The sequence below is a fragment of the Mycolicibacterium moriokaense genome, from assembly GCF_010726085.1.
Lineage (GTDB): Bacteria > Actinomycetota > Actinomycetes > Mycobacteriales > Mycobacteriaceae > Mycobacterium > Mycobacterium moriokaense.
Window position 1 is genome coordinate 3,011,120 of sequence record NZ_AP022560.1, and the last position, 15,181, is coordinate 3,026,300.

At 68.3% G+C, this 15,181-nt stretch carries 19 protein-coding genes and 1 other RNA gene; 10 read left to right on the top strand and 10 right to left on the bottom strand.

The features are described from left to right. Positions 1-40: 40 nt before the first annotated feature. Positions 41-436 carry a VOC family protein gene (locus G6N43_RS14670; protein ID WP_083157541.1) on the bottom strand — a complete coding sequence of 132 codons (396 nt, stop codon included), beginning with the start codon at positions 434-436 and terminating at the stop codon, positions 41-43. An 87-nt stretch (positions 437-523) separates the two neighbouring features. Here G6N43_RS14670 and G6N43_RS14675 point away from each other — a divergent pair, with 87 nt between their 5' ends. Continuing rightward, the gene (locus tag G6N43_RS14675) at positions 524-1,489 is read left to right on the top strand and encodes a cobalamin biosynthesis protein (RefSeq protein WP_083157540.1); all 966 of its coding nucleotides are present in this window, start codon (positions 524-526) and stop codon (positions 1,487-1,489) included. On the opposite strand, the gene G6N43_RS14680 is transcribed toward G6N43_RS14675, so the two are convergent. From G6N43_RS14680 to G6N43_RS14690, 3 genes are read right to left on the bottom strand one after another with little or no spacing between them, the layout of a single operon-like run. Continuing rightward, the gene (locus tag G6N43_RS14680; protein WP_083157539.1) at positions 1,443-2,270 is read right to left on the bottom strand and encodes an SURF1 family cytochrome oxidase biogenesis protein; all 828 of its coding nucleotides are present in this window, start codon (positions 2,268-2,270) and stop codon (positions 1,443-1,445) included. The genes G6N43_RS14675 and G6N43_RS14680 overlap by 47 nt on opposite strands. Beyond that, positions 2,270-2,707, bottom strand: coding sequence for a low molecular weight protein-tyrosine-phosphatase (locus tag G6N43_RS14685; protein ID WP_234810320.1), 438 nt, complete (start codon positions 2,705-2,707; stop codon positions 2,270-2,272). Before G6N43_RS14685 ends, G6N43_RS14680 begins: the two co-directional genes overlap by 1 nt. 55 nt (positions 2,708-2,762) lie before the next feature. After that, positions 2,763-3,416 carry an HAD-IA family hydrolase gene (locus G6N43_RS14690; protein ID WP_163658110.1) on the bottom strand — a complete coding sequence of 218 codons (654 nt, stop codon included), beginning with the start codon at positions 3,414-3,416 and terminating at the stop codon, positions 2,763-2,765. A gap of 97 nt (positions 3,417-3,513) precedes the next feature. Here G6N43_RS14690 and cobC point away from each other — a divergent pair, with 97 nt between their 5' ends. From cobC to G6N43_RS14710, 4 genes are read left to right on the top strand one after another with little or no spacing between them, the layout of a single operon-like run. Beyond that, positions 3,514-4,476, top strand: coding sequence for an Rv2231c family histidinol phosphate aminotransferase CobC (gene cobC, locus G6N43_RS14695; RefSeq protein WP_407664914.1), 963 nt, complete (start codon positions 3,514-3,516; stop codon positions 4,474-4,476). After that, complete coding sequence (locus tag G6N43_RS14700) at positions 4,473-5,606, top strand: Nif3-like dinuclear metal center hexameric protein (protein WP_083157292.1); 1,134 nt, start codon at positions 4,473-4,475, stop codon at positions 5,604-5,606. The genes cobC and G6N43_RS14700 overlap by 4 nt, the downstream gene beginning before the upstream one ends. After that, positions 5,596-6,333, top strand: coding sequence for a zinc ribbon domain-containing protein (locus tag G6N43_RS14705; RefSeq protein ID WP_083157293.1), 738 nt, complete (start codon positions 5,596-5,598; stop codon positions 6,331-6,333). The genes G6N43_RS14700 and G6N43_RS14705 overlap by 11 nt, the downstream gene beginning before the upstream one ends. Beyond that, on the top strand, positions 6,330-7,424 hold the full coding sequence (locus G6N43_RS14710; RefSeq protein ID WP_083157294.1) for a bifunctional RNase H/acid phosphatase: 1,095 nt from the start codon (positions 6,330-6,332) through the stop codon (positions 7,422-7,424). The genes G6N43_RS14705 and G6N43_RS14710 overlap by 4 nt, the downstream gene beginning before the upstream one ends. A gap of 91 nt (positions 7,425-7,515) precedes the next feature. Here the strand turns inward: G6N43_RS14710 and G6N43_RS14715 are convergent, their stop codons facing one another. Next, positions 7,516-8,088 carry a type II toxin-antitoxin system RelB family anti-toxin gene (locus G6N43_RS14715; RefSeq protein WP_083157295.1) on the bottom strand — a complete coding sequence of 191 codons (573 nt, stop codon included), beginning with the start codon at positions 8,086-8,088 and terminating at the stop codon, positions 7,516-7,518. Positions 8,089-8,156: 68 nt separating this feature from the next. On the opposite strand from G6N43_RS14715, the gene G6N43_RS14720 reads away from it, so the two are divergent. Further along, the gene (locus G6N43_RS14720) at positions 8,157-8,822 is read left to right on the top strand and encodes an SAM-dependent methyltransferase (protein ID WP_083157296.1); all 666 of its coding nucleotides are present in this window, start codon (positions 8,157-8,159) and stop codon (positions 8,820-8,822) included. Here G6N43_RS14720 and G6N43_RS14725 read toward each other — a convergent pair. The 4 genes from G6N43_RS14725 to G6N43_RS14740 all read right to left on the bottom strand — a co-directional run bounded on the left by G6N43_RS14725 (position 8,819) and on the right by G6N43_RS14740 (position 11,378). Continuing rightward, positions 8,819-9,310 carry a methyltransferase family protein gene (locus tag G6N43_RS14725; protein WP_083157297.1) on the bottom strand — a complete coding sequence of 164 codons (492 nt, stop codon included), beginning with the start codon at positions 9,308-9,310 and terminating at the stop codon, positions 8,819-8,821. The genes G6N43_RS14720 and G6N43_RS14725 overlap by 4 nt on opposite strands. 41 nt (positions 9,311-9,351) lie before the next feature. Beyond that, positions 9,352-10,365, bottom strand: coding sequence for an alpha/beta hydrolase (locus G6N43_RS14730; RefSeq protein WP_083157298.1), 1,014 nt, complete (start codon positions 10,363-10,365; stop codon positions 9,352-9,354). A gap of 110 nt (positions 10,366-10,475) precedes the next feature. Further along, positions 10,476-10,913: a VOC family protein gene (locus G6N43_RS14735; RefSeq protein ID WP_083157299.1), complete on the bottom strand. Its 438-nt coding sequence runs from the start codon at positions 10,911-10,913 to the stop codon at positions 10,476-10,478. Between the two features lie 9 nt (positions 10,914-10,922). Next, positions 10,923-11,378 carry a helix-turn-helix transcriptional regulator gene (locus tag G6N43_RS14740; RefSeq protein WP_083157300.1) on the bottom strand — a complete coding sequence of 152 codons (456 nt, stop codon included), beginning with the start codon at positions 11,376-11,378 and terminating at the stop codon, positions 10,923-10,925. Positions 11,379-11,399: 21 nt separating this feature from the next. On the opposite strand from G6N43_RS14740, the gene rnpB reads away from it, so the two are divergent. The 3 genes from rnpB to G6N43_RS14755 all read left to right on the top strand — a co-directional run bounded on the left by rnpB (position 11,400) and on the right by G6N43_RS14755 (position 12,734). Next, an RNA gene (rnpB, locus tag G6N43_RS14745) (RNase P RNA component class A) lies at positions 11,400-11,791 on the top strand. A gap of 68 nt (positions 11,792-11,859) precedes the next feature. Then, on the top strand, positions 11,860-12,531 hold the full coding sequence (locus tag G6N43_RS14750) for a GntR family transcriptional regulator (RefSeq protein WP_083157301.1): 672 nt from the start codon (positions 11,860-11,862) through the stop codon (positions 12,529-12,531). Continuing rightward, on the top strand, positions 12,528-12,734 hold the full coding sequence (locus tag G6N43_RS14755) for a sigma factor-like helix-turn-helix DNA-binding protein (RefSeq protein ID WP_083157302.1): 207 nt from the start codon (positions 12,528-12,530) through the stop codon (positions 12,732-12,734). Before G6N43_RS14750 ends, G6N43_RS14755 begins: the two co-directional genes overlap by 4 nt. Position 12,735: 1 nt before the next feature. Here G6N43_RS14755 and G6N43_RS14760 read toward each other — a convergent pair whose 3' ends face one another. Next, a complete protein-coding gene (locus G6N43_RS14760; RefSeq protein WP_083157303.1) occupies positions 12,736-14,223 on the bottom strand; it encodes a CYTH and CHAD domain-containing protein in 1,488 nt (495 codons plus the stop codon). An 84-nt stretch (positions 14,224-14,307) separates the two neighbouring features. On the opposite strand from G6N43_RS14760, the gene G6N43_RS14765 reads away from it, so the two are divergent. Beyond that, positions 14,308-15,087 carry an enoyl-CoA hydratase/isomerase family protein gene (locus G6N43_RS14765; protein WP_083157304.1) on the top strand — a complete coding sequence of 260 codons (780 nt, stop codon included), beginning with the start codon at positions 14,308-14,310 and terminating at the stop codon, positions 15,085-15,087. The last annotated feature ends 94 nt before the right edge of the window (positions 15,088-15,181 follow it).

Consider the following 15,181-nt stretch of genomic DNA (forward strand, 5'->3'; position numbering starts at 1 on the left):
GGCCGTCCCGGCGACAGGAGTATTCGACTACTCGATTCGATCAGCTAGGTGGCGCGAAGAACTCCAGCGCGATGCCGTCGGGATCGCGGAAGCTCAGCCCCGACCCGTAGCTCTCGTCCACGATGCCGCTGTGCTCGACACCGAGGGCGTCCAGGCGTTGGACCCACTGCTCGAGCGCCGCGCGATCCACACATCCGAAGCCGACGTGATCCAGCCCCGCGCGGAACTCGGTGAAGCGTTCGTCGGGTGCCTTCCTGTCGTGTTCGTGGATGCCGAACAGCGTCCCGTTGTCGAACGTCCACACCAGATGCCGGAATCCGGCGTCGGTGTGCTCGTCGATCAGGGGGTCTGCTCCGATCAGCTGGCGGTACCAGGGGGCGCTCACTTCGAGGTCGCGCACCGTCAGCGCGACGTGATTCAAGGCCGGGAACGTCATCATCGACTCCTCGCTGTAGGGCCTGCACTAATCATGAACGCCCAACCGTCTGAATTCGATGGCATCGCGATATGAGACGCTGCCGGGGTGTCAGCTCCCCGTCGCCATGGCCGTGCCGTCGGCGTGGCGGTCGGTTGGTTGGCCGACCTGTTGTTCGGCGACCCGCGCCGGGGCCATCCGGTGGCGCTGTTCGGCCGTGGCGCAGCGGCTTTCGAGCGGCTGACCTACGCCGACACCCGCGGCGCCGGCATGATCCACATCGCGGCTCTGCTCGGGGCGCTGGGTGTCGCCGGGATCTTCAGCGAACGGGCTGTCGGGCGGGCGGGACAACCCGCGCTCATGGCGGCGGCGACCTTCGTGACACTGGGCGGCACGTCGCTAGCCCGCACGGGCGAGCAGATGGCGGCTCACCTCGGGCAGGGTGACGTGGAGGCCGCCCGTCGCCTGCTGCCGTCGTTGTGTGGACGCGATCCGTCGGTCCTCGACGCCGACGGCCTGGCGCGGGCGGCGCTGGAATCGGTCGCGGAGAACACCTCCGATGCGCAGGTCGCGCCGTTGCTGTGGGGCGCCGTCGGTGGCGTCCCCGCGATTCTGGTCTACCGGGGCGCCAACACCCTGGACGCGATGATCGGACACAAATCGCCGCGGTATGCCCGATTCGGCTGGGCCGCAGCCCGTTTCGACGACGCCGCCAACGTCGTCGCCGCCCGCGTCGCCGCAGTCCTCGTCATCGTGTGCGCACCGGTGGCCGGTGGTTCACCGCTGGGTGCGTGGCGGGCGTGGCGCCGCGACGCGGCTCGTCATCCCAGCCCCAACGCGGGCGTGGTCGAGTCCGCCTTCGCGGGCGCGCTCGGTGTGCGGTTGGGCGGTCCCACCCAGTACGCCCACGAACTCGAGATCCGCCCCACTCTCGGCGACGGCCCGGCCCCGACGATCAACGACCTCAAGCGGGCCGTGCGACTGTCGCGGGCGGTGCAGGTGGCCGCTGCAGTGGTGGCGATGGGCCTCAGCGCCGCTTGCCGTAGCGGTCGGCGAGCTTCGCCTCGGTCGTGAGGGGCTTGTCCGGCTCCGCGTTCGCCGCCTCCTTGGCGGCCTTCTCCCGTCGGCGCTGCAGAATTTCGGCGCGCACGAAGTACGCCAGGCCGATCGGCGCGATGATGCCGAACGCGATCCATTGGATGCCGTACGAGAGGAAGGGGCCTGCGTCGAGGTGGGGGAGCCCGATGACGCCGAGTCCGCCAGGCTGATCCTCGATCAGCTGCAGATACGAGCCCGTGAGCGGTACACCGGTGAGCTCGGCGATCTGCAAGGTGTTGATCGAGTACACCTGCTGGACGCCGTCCTCGCGGAACGGCTCCTTGCCCGGCACCGCCCCTTCGGAATCCCGCAGCCGCGCGGTGATGGTCACGGGCCCCGTCGGCGGCGCGGGAATATCGGGCACCCGTGAGCCGCCCTCGGGGCGAACGTAACCGCGGTCGACGAGCACGGTCGGCCCACCGTCGACGGCGAAGGGCACCAGCACCTCGAAGGCGGGTTCGCCGTCGACGACCCGTAACCGGGCCACCACTTGGTGGTCGGGCAGATACCTTCCGGTCGCCGTGACCCGGCGCCACTGTTCGTCGGGTGCAGACGAATCCTGTTGCGGTAGCAGCGTTGTCACGGGCACCGGGTCAGCGGACGCGGAGTTCGCGATCTGGGCGTTCTCCCGCGACGTCTTGGTGTTCTTGCCCAGCTGCCAGGGTGCCAACACGGTGAAACACAGGTACGCGAACGCGAGCACCACGACGAGCAGGGCCAACCAGGATGGCCTGAACAAGAAGGCCCAGCGCTTCATCAGCTCGCGATTCCCCGGTCGGCGAGTTGCTCGTCCACCCACCGATGGAGGCCGGGCAGCGCCGCGTCGATCACCGCGAAGACGTCCTCGAAATCGTCGTGATCGCCGTAGTAGGGATCCTCGACGTCGTGCGGGTGCGCCCCCGAGCGCGGGTCGAACGACCGCAGCATCCGCACCCGGTCCGCCTCCACACCCATCTCCCGCAACATCCGGACGTGGTTGCGCCCCAGCGCGATGACGAGGTCGGCGGACAGGTGGTCGTCGGTGATCTGCGTGGCACTGTGCGACGTGGGATAGCCGTGCGAGCGCAGCACGTGACTGGCTCGGCGGTCCGCGGGTTCGCCCTCATGCCAGCCGCCGGTGCCCGCGCTCGTCACCCGTACCGCGTCGGCGAGGCCGCGCTCGCGGATCTGATGCGCGAACATCTTCTCCGCCATCGGCGAGCGGCAGATGTTGCCCGAGCAGATGAACGTGATGTGCAGCCGGTAGGTCTCAGACACCCAGCACCTCCCGCAGGTCCTCGACGGTGGCGACGTGCGCGTGGGCGGTGACCGCGTCGGGGCCGTCGAAGTCTCCGCGGCCGTAGCCCCAGCCGACCACCACGGTGTCGATGCCGTGTTCGGCGGCGCCCTCGACGTCGTGTGACCGGTCGCCGACCATCAGCACGAGCTCCGGCAGCGGCTCGAGCTGGACCAGCGCGTGCTTGACGACCTCGGACTTGGTCGCGCGCAAACCGTCGACGCTGGCGCCCGCGATGACCTCGAAGTGACCGTCGAGACCGAAATGGGCGAGGATGCGCTGCGCGGTCGGCTCGGCCTTCGAGGTGGCCACGGCCAGCCGGATCCCCGCGGACCGCAGGTCGGCCAGCAGGGTGGGGACGCCGTCGAACGGGCGGTTCATCGCCCAGCCGCGGGCCAGGTAGTCCTCCCGGTACGCGGCGATCGCGGCGTCGGCGTCGTCGCCGAGACCCATCTCCTGCAGCGTGTGGTGCATGGGTGGGCCGACGATCATGGCGGCGAGGTCGCCGTCGGGAACGACGGCGCCGACCGTGCTCAACGCATGACGGAAGCTGGCCACGATGCCCTGAGCCGAATCGGTCAGGGTGCCGTCAAGGTCGAAGATCACCAGCTGCGGGCGTGCCGTCACAATCTCATTGTCCCGTACGGCCCACTAGTGTCGTGATGTGGCAAGCCAATCCCGCCCGGGGGCGCGCTATCACGGCGACCAGGCCGCGGGCCCGGGCATGCTGGACTTTGCCGTCAACGTCCGCGCAGATCAGCCACCGTCGTGGCTGGTCGACCGGCTCGCCGCCCGGATGGCCGATCTCGGCAGGTACCCCGGTGCTGCCGACGAGCAGCGCGCCCGTGAGGCCGTCGCCGCCAGACACGGCCGCGGCATCGACGAGGTCGCCCTGCTCGGCGGGGCCGCCGAAGGGTTCGCCCTGCTGCCCGAGCTGCGGTCGCGGTCCGCGGCTCTGATCGCCCCGTCCTTCACCGAGCCCGAGGTCGCCCTCGCCGCGGCCGGGGTCCCGTTCCGGCACGTCGTGCTCGCGCCGCCGTTTCACCTGTCCGACGGCCGCGTGCCCGACGACGCGGACCTCGTCATCATCGGTAACCCGACCAACCCGACTTCGGTGCTGCACACCCGCGAGCAGATCAGAGCGCTACGCAGGCCGGGACGCATCATCGTCGTCGACGAGGCGTTCGCGGACGCGGTGCCCGGCGAGACGGAGTCCCTGGCGGCCGAGGCGCTGCCCGATGTGGTGGTACTGCGCAGCCTGACCAAAACGTGGGCACTGGCCGGCCTGCGCGTCGGCTACGCCCTCGGCCCGCCCGATCTGCTCGAACGGCTGACCGCGCGCCGCCCGCACTGGCCGCTGGGCACCCTGCAATTGGAGGCCATCACCGCGTGCAGCAGCCCGGAGGCCGTCGCCGAGGCCGACCGCGGTGCGCAGCGCCTGCGCCGCCTGCGTGTCGAGATGGTCGAGGGCCTGACTAGCATCGGGGCAAATGTCGTCGACGGATGTGCGCCCTTTGTCCTGTTCGCCGTTGCGGATGCTGGGCTGATGCGAAAGCACCTCGACGGCAAGGGCATTGCAGTCCGGCGGTGTGACACCTTCGTCGGACTGGACGGGGAGTTCCTGCGTGCCGCGGTGCGGCCCGAGTGGCCGGCGCTCGTTGAGGCGATCGCCGAGGTGATGCCGTGAGCGTGCGGCTTTCCGACGTCATCGACGTGCTCGAGGCGGCCTACCCGCCGAATCTGGCGCAGGACTGGGACTCGGTCGGTCTGGTCTGCGGCGACCCGTCGGAGACCGTCGAGACGGTGACGGTTGCCGTCGACGCCACCGCCGCCGTCGTCGCCGAGGTGCCCGACCGGGGGCTGCTGCTCGCACACCATCCGCTGCTACTGCGTGGGGTCGACACCGTCGCCGCCGACACCGCCAAAGGCGCGCTGCTGCACCAGATGATCCGCACCGGACGGGCGCTGTTCACCGCGCACACCAACGCCGACGCCGCATCGCCGGGAGTGTCGGACGCGTTGGCCGACGCGTTGGGCCTCACGGTCGAGGAGGTCCTCGCCCCGATCCCGACCGGACCGGGTGTGGACAAGTGGGTGGTCTTCGTACCCGCCGAAAACGCCGACGCGGTCCGCACCGCGATGTTCGACGCGGGTGCCGGACGCATCGGTGACTACTCCCACTGCAGTTGGAGTACGACGGGTATCGGCCAGTTCCTGCCGCACGACGGTGCAGCACCGGCCATCGGCACCGTCGGCACGGTCGAGCACGTACCAGAGGAGCGGGTCGAGGTGGTCGCACCGTCCCGGGTGCGCGGTCATGTGCTGGCGGCGATGCGCGCCGCGCACCCGTACGAGGAGCCCGCGTTCGACGTCTTCGAAATGGCGCCGCTGCCGGGCGATGCCGGACTGGGCCGTATCTGCTCGCTGCCGCGGCCGGAACGGCTGTCGACGTTCGTCGCACGGGTGCACGATGCGCTGCCCGCCACGTCGTGGGGAATCCGCGCCTCCGGAGACGCCGAGACCACGGTGTCGAGGGTGGCGGTCTGCGGCGGTGCGGGCGATTCGCTGCTCGATGCGGTGGCTGACGCGGGCGTGCAGGCCTACGTCACCGCGGATCTGCGACACCATCCCGCCGACGAGCACCGGCGCGCGTCCGACGTGGCGCTTGTCGACGTCGCACACTGGGCGAGCGAATACCCGTGGTGTCGGCAGGCGGCAGACGTGCTGCGCGGTCATTTCGGTGAAGCATTACCCGTGCGAGTGTCAGCGGTTCGTACTGACCCATGGAATGTCGAGAGAACGAGGCATGAAAGCTGAAGTAGTGCAACAACGTTCGCTGCTCGAACTGGCCGAGCTCGACGCCGAGCTGGGCCGCATCGAGCACCGGGCGGGCAACCTCGCCGAGTCCAAGCGGCTGGAGGAGATCCAGGCGACGCACAGTGCGGCCAACGACCGGTTGGCGGCGTTGCAGATCGCGCTGGAAGACCTCGACGAGCAGGTGGCGAAGTTCGAAGCCGAGATCGATGCCGTCCGTCAGCGCGAGGACCGCGACCGCAAGCTGCTGGACTCCGGGGCCACGGATGCCAAGCAGCTCACCGAGTTACAGCACGAACTGGAAACCCTGGAGCGCAGGCAGGCGTCGCTGGAGGACTCGCTGCTGGAGGTCATGGAGCGTCGCGAGGAATTGCAGACCCAGCAGTCGACCGAGCTGACGAAGATCGACGAGTTGCAGAAGGAGCTGGGGGAGGCGCAGCGGGCGTGCGACGAAGCGCGCGACGAGCTCGACCGTCAGCGTCACCAATCTCTTTCGCGGCGTGAGGAACTCGTCGCCGGCCTGGACGTCGACCTGGTCGCGCTGTATGAGCGTCAACGTACGCGCGGAGGTGCGGGTGCGGGTCTGCTGCAGGGCGGCCGGTGCGGGGCATGCCGGATCGAGATCGACCGCGGTGAACTGGCCAGGATCTCCGCCGCTGCTGACGACGACGTGCTGCGGTGTCCCGAATGCGGAGCAATCCTGTTGCGGGTCAGGGGGACCGGCACATGAAGGTCATCGTCGAGGCTGACGGCGGAGCGCGCGGCAACCCGGGCCCCGCAGGGTATGGCGCGGTGGTATGGACTGCGGACCACAAGACCGTGCTCGCCGAACGCAAGCAGGCGATCGGCCATGCGACCAACAACGTCGCCGAATACAACGGCCTGATCGCGGGCCTGGAGGAAGCCGCGAAGCTGGGCGCCTCCGAGGTCGACGTCAACATGGACTCCAAGCTGGTGGTGGAGCAGATGTCGGGGCGCTGGAAGGTCAAGCATCCCGACATCGCGCCACTGCACAAGCAGGCCACCGCCTTGGCGTCGCGGTTCAATCGCGTCACCTACACCTGGGTGCCGCGGGCGAAGAACGGCCACGCCGATCGGTTGGCCAACGAAGCCATGGATGCGGCCGCCGAATTGGAGGCGGAAACATCGGCGCCGGAAGCCAAGACGGAAAAGCATTCCAACCCCGCGGGCTGGACCGGTGCGCGGGGTGCACCCACCCGGTTCCTGCTGCTGCGTCACGGCCAGACCGAATTGTCCGTCGAGCGACGGTATTCGGGCCGCGGCAATCCGGCGCTGACGGAACTCGGCCGTCGGCAGGCTGAAGCGGCCGCGCAGTTCGTGGCCGAGAAGGGCGGCGTCGCCGCAGTCATCACCTCGCCGCTGCAGCGTGCGTACGACACCGCCGAGGCGGCGGCCAAGGCGCTCGGTCTCGACGTCACCGTGGAGGCGGATCTGATCGAGACCGACTTCGGTGGCTGGGAGGGGCTGACGTTCGGCGAGGCCGCCGAGCGCGATCCCGCCTTGCACCGGCGTTGGTTGCGTGATACGAGCGTCGCGCCGCCGGACGGCGAGAGCTTTGACGCCGCGGCGGAGCGGGTGGGCAGGGCGCGGGCGCGGATCATTGCCGAGCATCCGGGTGAGACCGTGCTGGTGGTGTCGCACGTGACGCCCATCAAGACGCTGCTGCGCATGGCGCTTGACGCGGGTCCGAGCATTCTGTACCGCATGCACCTGGACCTGGCGTCGCTGTCGATCGCCGAGTTCTATCCCGACGGTGCGGCATCGGTGCGGCTGGTCAATCAGACGTCCTACCTGAGCTAGGGGGGCGTGCACTGCGCTACCTGTAGGCCCGGCGGACCAATATGCCTGCGTGCCAACCTCGACCAGTGGTCGGGCGGCTGAACGAGTGAGATCACCCGTGCAGATGCAACCGTTCGCCGTGTACGCCGAATATCGTGATCGCCTCCGCCGGACTGTCAACCACACCGAACCAGTGGGGCGTCCATGTCGAGAATTCCACGGCCTCACCGGGTTTGACCGTGAAGTCGCGGTCTCCCAGAATCAGTCGCACCTGACCGGACAGCACGTACATCCACTCCTGACCTTCGTGCACCGGTAGTTCGGCGGGTGGCGTACGCCGTCGGGCGCTGATCCTGATCTTGTACGCGAGCAGCCCGCCGGCCGCCTGCCGGGTCAACGGCCAGTAGGTGATTCCGTGTCTACTATGCGAATTCGCATGAACCCGTGGATCTTCCACCTCGGGGGTACGAAGCAGTTCGTCAGTGCTCACCGCGAGAGCGGCGGCCAGGCGGGGCAGATGGTCGAGCGCCAGCCGCCGCTTGCCGGATTCGAGACGGCTCAGCGTCGACACGTCGATGCTGGACCGGCGCGCAACCTCGTCGAGGGTGAGCCCCCGCTGCATGCGCAGCTCGCGGAGGCGACGGCGCACCCGCAGATCTACACTTTCCTCGTCTTTTGCCTGCATGGCAAGAAAGCTTGGCACTTCTGGCCGCGTGCCTGCAAGGTGGAGGTCGAGTCGGACGGCCGACGATAATGGTGAGGCCGTCCCTGAAGGGAGAAGTCGTGTCAACGCCTGACGCCAAGGAACATTGGGAACAGCACTACGGCGAACGTGAACGCGTGTGGAGCGGACGGGTCAACGCACGTCTCGCCGAGGTGGCTCCCGATCTGCCGATTGGTCGGGCGCTCGACCTCGGCTGCGGCGAGGGTGCGGACGCGGTGTGGCTGGCGCAGCGTGGCTGGGACGTCGTTGCGGTGGACATCTCCGATACCGCCCTACAGCGTGCGCGTGCTGCGGCCGAGGAGCGCGGCCTGGCGGATCGAATCGACTTCCAGCAACACGACCTCTCGGAGACCTTCCCGAACGGCGAATTCGACCTGGTGAGCGCCCACTTCTTTCATTCCACTGTGCCGCTGGACCGCATCCGGATATTCCGGCGGGCAGCCGAGGCCATCAGACCGGGCGGCACGATGCTGATCGTGGACCACAGCGGGCCTCCGCCGGGGGAGTCGAAGCTGGACCACCACCGTGACATGTTCGTGAGCCCGGAGGAAGTCGTCGCGGCGCTGAATCTGCCTGACGCGGAATGGGAGCCGGCGCAGACGAAAGTGGTCGAGCGGGAGGTGAACTGGCCCGACAGGGAGCCGTTCATCTGGCACGACAACGTGATCCTGCTGCGGCGGCGTCGTTCCGGCTAAGGGCGCCAGGGTGCCAGGCGCGGGGTCCATGCGGGTACGTTGCGGCGGTACTCCTCGTACTGCTCGCCGTAGGTGCGCACCAGCGTCGGTTCCTCGTACCAGTGCACGAACGAGGCGGTGATGACCCACCCGATGACCGCGTAGAGCACCAGCCACGGGCTGTCGAACAGCAGTGCCTGGCCCAGAATCGCGATCAGCAGTCCGACATACATCGGGTTACGCACGAAGCGGTTGAACCCCGTGACGACCAGCCGCTCGGTCGGCGCGACCGGCATCGGCGTTCCGCCCGCCTTGACGAATTGGATGAAGGCGTGGACGGGCGGAATCAGGCCGATGACGACGAACACCGCTCCCAACACCACCCGCAGCGGCGGGTTGGACTCGGGGATCTCCCAACGGGTGATCAGCCACGGGCCCAGCCCGACGACGGTCCCAGGTGCGACGACGAAGAAGGCCGCCGAACCCAGTGCCGCGGTGGAAGTCCGCACCTATCCGAAAGTAGCCCGAATATCTGCGAATTGGGAGCCACCTAAGCCGGGCGGTCGTCCTTGATCACCGTGTGAACCAGTTCGAGAACACGCGGATCCCATGTCAGCGCCGTCTCCCAGGGCAGGCCCGCGAGATCGGAGACGAAGATGCTGTGGGTGTCGTCGAAGACGTAGGTGCGTCGATGCGGGAGCACCCGATCGCTGATGTCGGTGGCCAGCGCGCTGCGTGCGGCCACGATGCCGTCGTTGGGCCACACCATCGGGTTGACCGGGTCGGGACGGGCGAAGCGGTCGCCGGCAATCAGTACGACCGGGATCTCGTCGAGCACCCCGGCCTGGAACTCGTTCCAGCCGTCGGGACCCATCAGGTAGCGCTGGTTGACCTCGCGACCGGAGCCCGACATGAGCTGTGTCACCTCGGCCTTCATATCGGCCATGTTGGTTTCGCAGAACGCGTCGCCGCCGCAGTCCGACATTGGAGTGATGTCGTTGGCGTAGTCGGACAAATACGAGCCCTCCCACGGCGTGCCGATGGTGGTCAGACTCCGAATGCGCAGCGGCGACCCGGTCGTCTGTAGCACCCGAAACGCCGCGCGCGAGTACAGCCCGCCCATCGAGTGCGCCACCAGGTCGATCTCGCGTGCGCCGTACTCGTCGTGCAGATGGTTCAGGAACCGGGCCAGTCGCTCACCGGCCAGGTCGATACTGGCGGTCGAGTCGACGGTCATGACGTCGGGCAGGGTGACCGGGCAGTCGGCGAAGGCTCCGAAGCCGTCCTGGTCGACAACGGGCCCGCGGCCCGCCATCGCCGGCGACGTGTAGACGGTGTGCCCTCGCCCGAGCAGGTGCGCGCGCAGTGCGGTGTCGGTGTTGCCGGCGGCCAGACCCGACCGGCAGGCCTGGTCGGGGGTCGTGAACGGGCTGACCGCCGCTCCGCCGGAAACGATGACGACAGCTCGGCCGTCGCTGGCCGCGTGGGCAGCTCCGCTGGGGAGGATCGCGCCGACGAGGATAGAAAGCGCCACGACGAGGCGGGCGGCAGGATGACGGGTCACGGCGGGCAGGGTATCGGCTCCAGCGTGCCCGTTGCGCCGGGTGCGACGAACTGTGAGCTGCAACGCATGCGATCACGGTCGCGCCGAACCCAGCGCTGCGCTGGCGGCCGCTATCCGAAGTTGGCCGGAATATCCGCTAGTTGGGTCAGCCGCACACTGTTTCCGGACGGATCCCGGAACCCGCAGTCGATGCCGTACGGCATCTCGTGAGGCTCCTCGGTGAACTCGACGCCGCGGGCCTTCATCGCTTCGTATGCCGCCCGGCAATCCTCAGTCGTGAGGAAGACGGTGCCCGCGAAGCCCTTAGCGGTCAACTCGCGCACCTGCTGGCGTGTGGCCTCGTCCATCACCGGCTCACCGGGGACCGCCATCAAGACGATCGACACGTCGTCCTGCCCTGGCGGGCCGACGGTCAACCACCGAAAGGTGTTGTCCATGTCGGGCAGCGAAACATCTTGTCGCACTTCCATTCCGACCTTCTCGGTCCAGAACTTCAGAGCAGCTTCCTGGTCGTGAACCCACAGGTGGGCGCTTGCGATTTTGATCATGACACGACGCTACGGTCGGTCGGTATCGCTCGTCTTCTCCCCGTGTGCTGTCTTGCGAACGCGACTGTCGGCGGGCTTGCGGGTGTCGCGCGCCAGGATGCAACTGGGCACGCGGGCGTAGATCGCGGCCGGCGGCATGCTGGCCCGGTAGGCCGCCGGCGGCATGCCGTACACCCGTGCGAAGCTCGTGGTGAACGATCCGACGCTCTGCAGGCCGACCATCACGCAGATGTCGGCGACGGAGCGATCGGTGTGGCGCAGTAGCGAGGCGGCACGTTCGAGGCGACGGGTCTGCAGATAGGCCCGTGGCGATTCACCGAAGGTCTTGGTGAACATCCGGCTGAAGTGGGCGCGGGACAGTCCCGCCGCGGCGGCGAGGTCGTCGACCGTGATGGGGTCCGCATAGCGTGCGTCGACCAGATCCTTGGCCCTCAGCAGATAACGGGCAGGTGGATGCTGCGCCATGCGTTAAGTTTATGGAGCGGATGAGTTGGCCGGGCGGCCGCGGACCCGTGAGGGTTCGAGGAAAGTCCGGACTTCGCAGAGCAGGGTGATTGCTAACGGCAATCCGAGGTGACTCGCGGGAAAGTGCCACAGAAAACAGACCGCCACCACGGTGGTAAGGGTGAAACGGTGTGGTAAGAGCGCACCAGCACTCCGGGTGACCGGAGTGGCTAGGCAAACCCCACCCGAAGCAAGGCCAAGAAGGCCGCACCTGGTGCGGCCGCGCAGGCGTTTGAGGACTGCTCGTCCGAGCCTGCGGGTAGGCCGCTTGAGGCACCCGGCGACGGTGTGTCCAGATGGATGGTCGCCACCTCGCCGCCGTGGTAACTCGCGGCGGTGCGGTACAGAATCCGGCTTACAGGCCAACTCATCCCAACTCCGCAGCTAGCTCCCAGCCAGCGTCTGTATACAGGATTTCAAGATCGTAGACAGGACGGCGGAGATGGCATACGAAAGTTCGGCCGCACGCATCGCGGCGCAGCTGCGGACCGAGATCCTGCACGGCGACCTCGCCCCGGGCTCGAAGTTGGCCCAGGTGGGCCTGGCCGAGCGGTTCGGTGTCAGCCGCATCCCCGTGCGCGACGCACTGGCGATCCTCACCGGCGAGGGGCTGGTCCAGCCGCTGTCCAACGCCACCGCGGTGGTCACCCGGATGTCCGTGGAGGAGCTACAGGAGCTCTACGACCTGCGCGTGGCCATCGAGCCGAGGACCACCGAGATCGCCGTGCCCAACGTCGGCCGCGCCGACATCCTCTACATGCGCAAACAGCTCGCGATCATGTCCGCGCCCGTCGACGCGCGCACCTGGTTGGCCGCCAACACCGAGTTCCACGCCGCGGTCTACCGCCGGGCCAACCGCCCGCGCACCGTCGAACTGATCGAGCAGTTGCGTCGCTTGACCGACCGCTACGTGTTCATGCATCTGGAGGTGAGCGAACAGGGTCGGCACATCGGGGCCGAGCATGACGACATCCTCGCCGCCGTCGAACGCGGAGACGCCGCCATGACCGCGCGCCTCACCAGGGAGCATCTCGCCCGGGCGCACGACAGCATCCTCGGCTACCTCGACGAGCATCCCTCGGTTCTCGACCGGTATGCGGTGCTATCCCCATGACCGAGCACACCGCCGTCCGGCAGGCCATGGCGATGCTGTCGGCTTCCCACCGCGGCCTCATCTACCGGGCGTACTACGTCAGGCGCACGACGGCGCAGATCGCCGCCGAATTGCGCACATCCGAATGCACGGTGCGCGCCGAACTGCACGATGCGATGCAGGCGTTGCGCCGCAACTTTCGCGACGCGCACGCCACCGCGTGAGTCAGGTGTATTTGCGTACCGCCTTGGCGAGTTTCTTCAACGCGGCGCCGAGATCGGCCTCCGCGCGGCGCGCCAACTCGTCTTCGAGCTGATAGAGCACCCCGTAGGTGAACGTGTCCTCGCCGGCGGCGTGCGCGGCCAGCGCCTCCTTGCTGAGGTGCGCCCGGCTGACCACGCTGTCCTGATGATCGCCGAGCAGGGTTTGAATCGACTTCGCGCGATCGGCCACCTTGGCTGCGCCCGTCGCCGACGCGGTATAGCGAAGTCGCTTCGCGCGCTTACGGATTCGGTGCAACGCCTCGTCCCGTTCGGTTTCGGACTCCTCGGATTTGATGGCCTTGGCAGCCTTGGCCGCCTTTCGGACCCGCCGGTACGCCGAGTCGATCGTGGCTTCCGCGGCTTCCTCGTCACCCGCCGGAACGGGCGGCGGGATCGCGGCCACCAACGCCTCGAGCGCGTCGAGCAGCCGGAAGTAGCGGGCCGAGCGCATCGCGATCACCGACCGCCGATGCCCCGCCGCATACCGCTTTTTCGCACCGCCGACCAGGCGTTCGCGCACCGGTCCGCGAACCAGTTCGGCTGGTAGTTCATCGAGCGCCTTCTCGTACTTCTCGGCGAGCACCTCGGCGTCGCGCGCCACCCCGAGCACGGCGGCCAACTGGCGCAGCTCGTCGAGGATCCAGGCGTCGTCGGTGAGTCCGAACGCCCCTTCAGACGACTGCAGCAGGCTGCGGATCTTGCGCGTCGTCACCCGCATCTGGTGCACCGAGTCGTAGACGTCGGCGCGCACCGCGCGGTCCCAGACGAGGAGTTCGTCGACCAGTTCGGCCACCGCGCGGTGAATCGGGTCGTCCGGTGGCTCCGGCGCCTCCGCGCCGGTCGTGCCGAGCACCCTGGCCAACTTCGACCCGTGGCCTGCGGGCACCGCCCCGGCATCCAGCAGCCGGTTGGCCAGCCGGCCCAGCAGATCGCGGTCACCGCCGTCGGCGAGTTCGAGCTCCCATTCGCGCCACTGCTGGACCGGCCCGTCGTCCTCGGCGCGGGCAGTCACCTGGTCGTCGCAGAACTCGGCGAGGGCGGCGCCGTCGGGCCCGTAGAGCATGTCGACGGTGCGTTCGGTCGAGATCCGCGCCACGGGGGCCAGCGGACGGTCCCGCACGATGGCCAGCACGACGTCGCGCAGCGAGTCCGGCACCGGGTCTTCGACCGCCGAACCCAGCGGCGCGCGCACCTCTTTGCGGGCGTCGGGTCCGGCGGGCAGTTTCAGATGCCAACCGGCGTCCGGGCCACCCGTGCGACGGCGCAACGTGATGCGGTGGGCGGCCAGGTCACGGTTGGGGGTGTCGTAGTAGACGGCGTCGAGATGCTGCGCAGGTGAGCGTTCCACCCGGGAGACCGCCGACAGACCATCGAACGACGGCGACACAGTGGAATCGAGAACGTCGAACTTGCGCTCGACCTCCAGATAGCTCGAGTTGGATTCGCCCATGGTGCGAGTCAGACTGCCACAGAAATGTGAACGACGGGCCGGGGGAGCGCTCGACCTGCGAAGCGGCGGCGATAAGGTCCAGGGGTGACCGACTACGAGACGATCAAGTTCGAGCCGTCCGGTGCCATCACCCGGATCACGTTGAACCGGCCGGACGCCGCAAACGGAATGAACGACACCATGACTCGCGAACTCGCCGACGCCGCGCGGCGTTGCGACACCGCCGCGACCAAAGTCGTCGTGCTCACCGGGTCGGGCCGCTTCTTCTGCGCCGGAGGCGATCTGAAGGACTTTGCCTCCGCGCCCGATCGCGGGCTGCACATCAAGGGCGTCGCAAACGACCTGCATCGGGCCATCTCGAGCTTCTCGCGGATGGACGCCGTGCTCATCACGGCGGTCAACGGCACCGCCGCCGGTGCGGGCTTCTCGATCGCCGTGACAGGCGATCTGGTGCTGGCCGCCGAGTCGGCGTCGTTCACCATGGCGTACACCAAGGTCGGGCTCTCGCCGGATGGCAGCTCGTCGTACTTCCTGCCGCGGCTCATCGGCATCACCAAGACGAAGGAACTGATGCTGACCAATCGGGTGCTCTCGGCGCAGGAGGCCTCGCAATGGGGCCTCGTCACCGAGGTGGTGCCCGACGACCAGTTGGCCGCACGCGCCGACGCGCTCGCCGAGAAGATGGCCGCGTCGTCGGCCGGCTCCAACGGTGCGGTCAAGGCGCTGATGCTGTCGACGTTCGGCAGCGGGCTCGAAGAGCAGATGGAATTCGAGAGTCGGCATATCTCCGCGCGGGCCAACAGCGCCGACGGCCGCGAAGGCGTCGACGCGTTCTTGGCGAAGCGGAAGCCCGAGTTCTCCTAGGCGTTCCGCGGCGGCCCCGGTCCCACCGCGAGCAGACGCGTACACCCCCAAAATGACGCATATTTGGGGGTGTACGCGTCTGCTCGCGAGCGAA

Excerpts from the sequence above, each read along its gene's own strand:
- G6N43_RS14670 (WP_083157541.1), bottom strand. The coding sequence starts at position 436 with ATGACGTTCCCGGCCTTGAATCACGTCGCGCTGACGGTGCGCGACCTC.
- G6N43_RS14680 (WP_083157539.1), bottom strand. The coding sequence starts at position 2,270 with ATGAAGCGCTGGGCCTTCTTGTTCAGGCCATCCTGGTTGGCCCTGCTC.
- G6N43_RS14685 (WP_234810320.1), bottom strand. The coding sequence starts at position 2,707 with ATGGCGGAGAAGATGTTCGCGCATCAGATCCGCGAGCGCGGCCTCGCC.
- cobC (WP_407664914.1), top strand. The coding sequence starts at position 3,514 with ATGCTGGACTTTGCCGTCAACGTCCGCGCAGATCAGCCACCGTCGTGG.
- G6N43_RS14705 (WP_083157293.1), top strand. The coding sequence starts at position 5,596 with ATGAAAGCTGAAGTAGTGCAACAACGTTCGCTGCTCGAACTGGCCGAG.
- G6N43_RS14710 (WP_083157294.1), top strand. The coding sequence starts at position 6,330 with ATGAAGGTCATCGTCGAGGCTGACGGCGGAGCGCGCGGCAACCCGGGC.
- G6N43_RS14715 (WP_083157295.1), bottom strand. The coding sequence starts at position 8,088 with ATGCAGGCAAAAGACGAGGAAAGTGTAGATCTGCGGGTGCGCCGTCGC.
- G6N43_RS14720 (WP_083157296.1), top strand. The coding sequence starts at position 8,157 with ATGGTGAGGCCGTCCCTGAAGGGAGAAGTCGTGTCAACGCCTGACGCC.
- G6N43_RS14735 (WP_083157299.1), bottom strand. The coding sequence starts at position 10,913 with ATGATCAAAATCGCAAGCGCCCACCTGTGGGTTCACGACCAGGAAGCT.
- G6N43_RS14740 (WP_083157300.1), bottom strand. The coding sequence starts at position 11,378 with ATGGCGCAGCATCCACCTGCCCGTTATCTGCTGAGGGCCAAGGATCTG.
- G6N43_RS14750 (WP_083157301.1), top strand. The coding sequence starts at position 11,860 with ATGGCATACGAAAGTTCGGCCGCACGCATCGCGGCGCAGCTGCGGACC.
- G6N43_RS14755 (WP_083157302.1), top strand. The coding sequence starts at position 12,528 with ATGACCGAGCACACCGCCGTCCGGCAGGCCATGGCGATGCTGTCGGCT.
- G6N43_RS14760 (WP_083157303.1), bottom strand. The coding sequence starts at position 14,223 with ATGGGCGAATCCAACTCGAGCTATCTGGAGGTCGAGCGCAAGTTCGAC.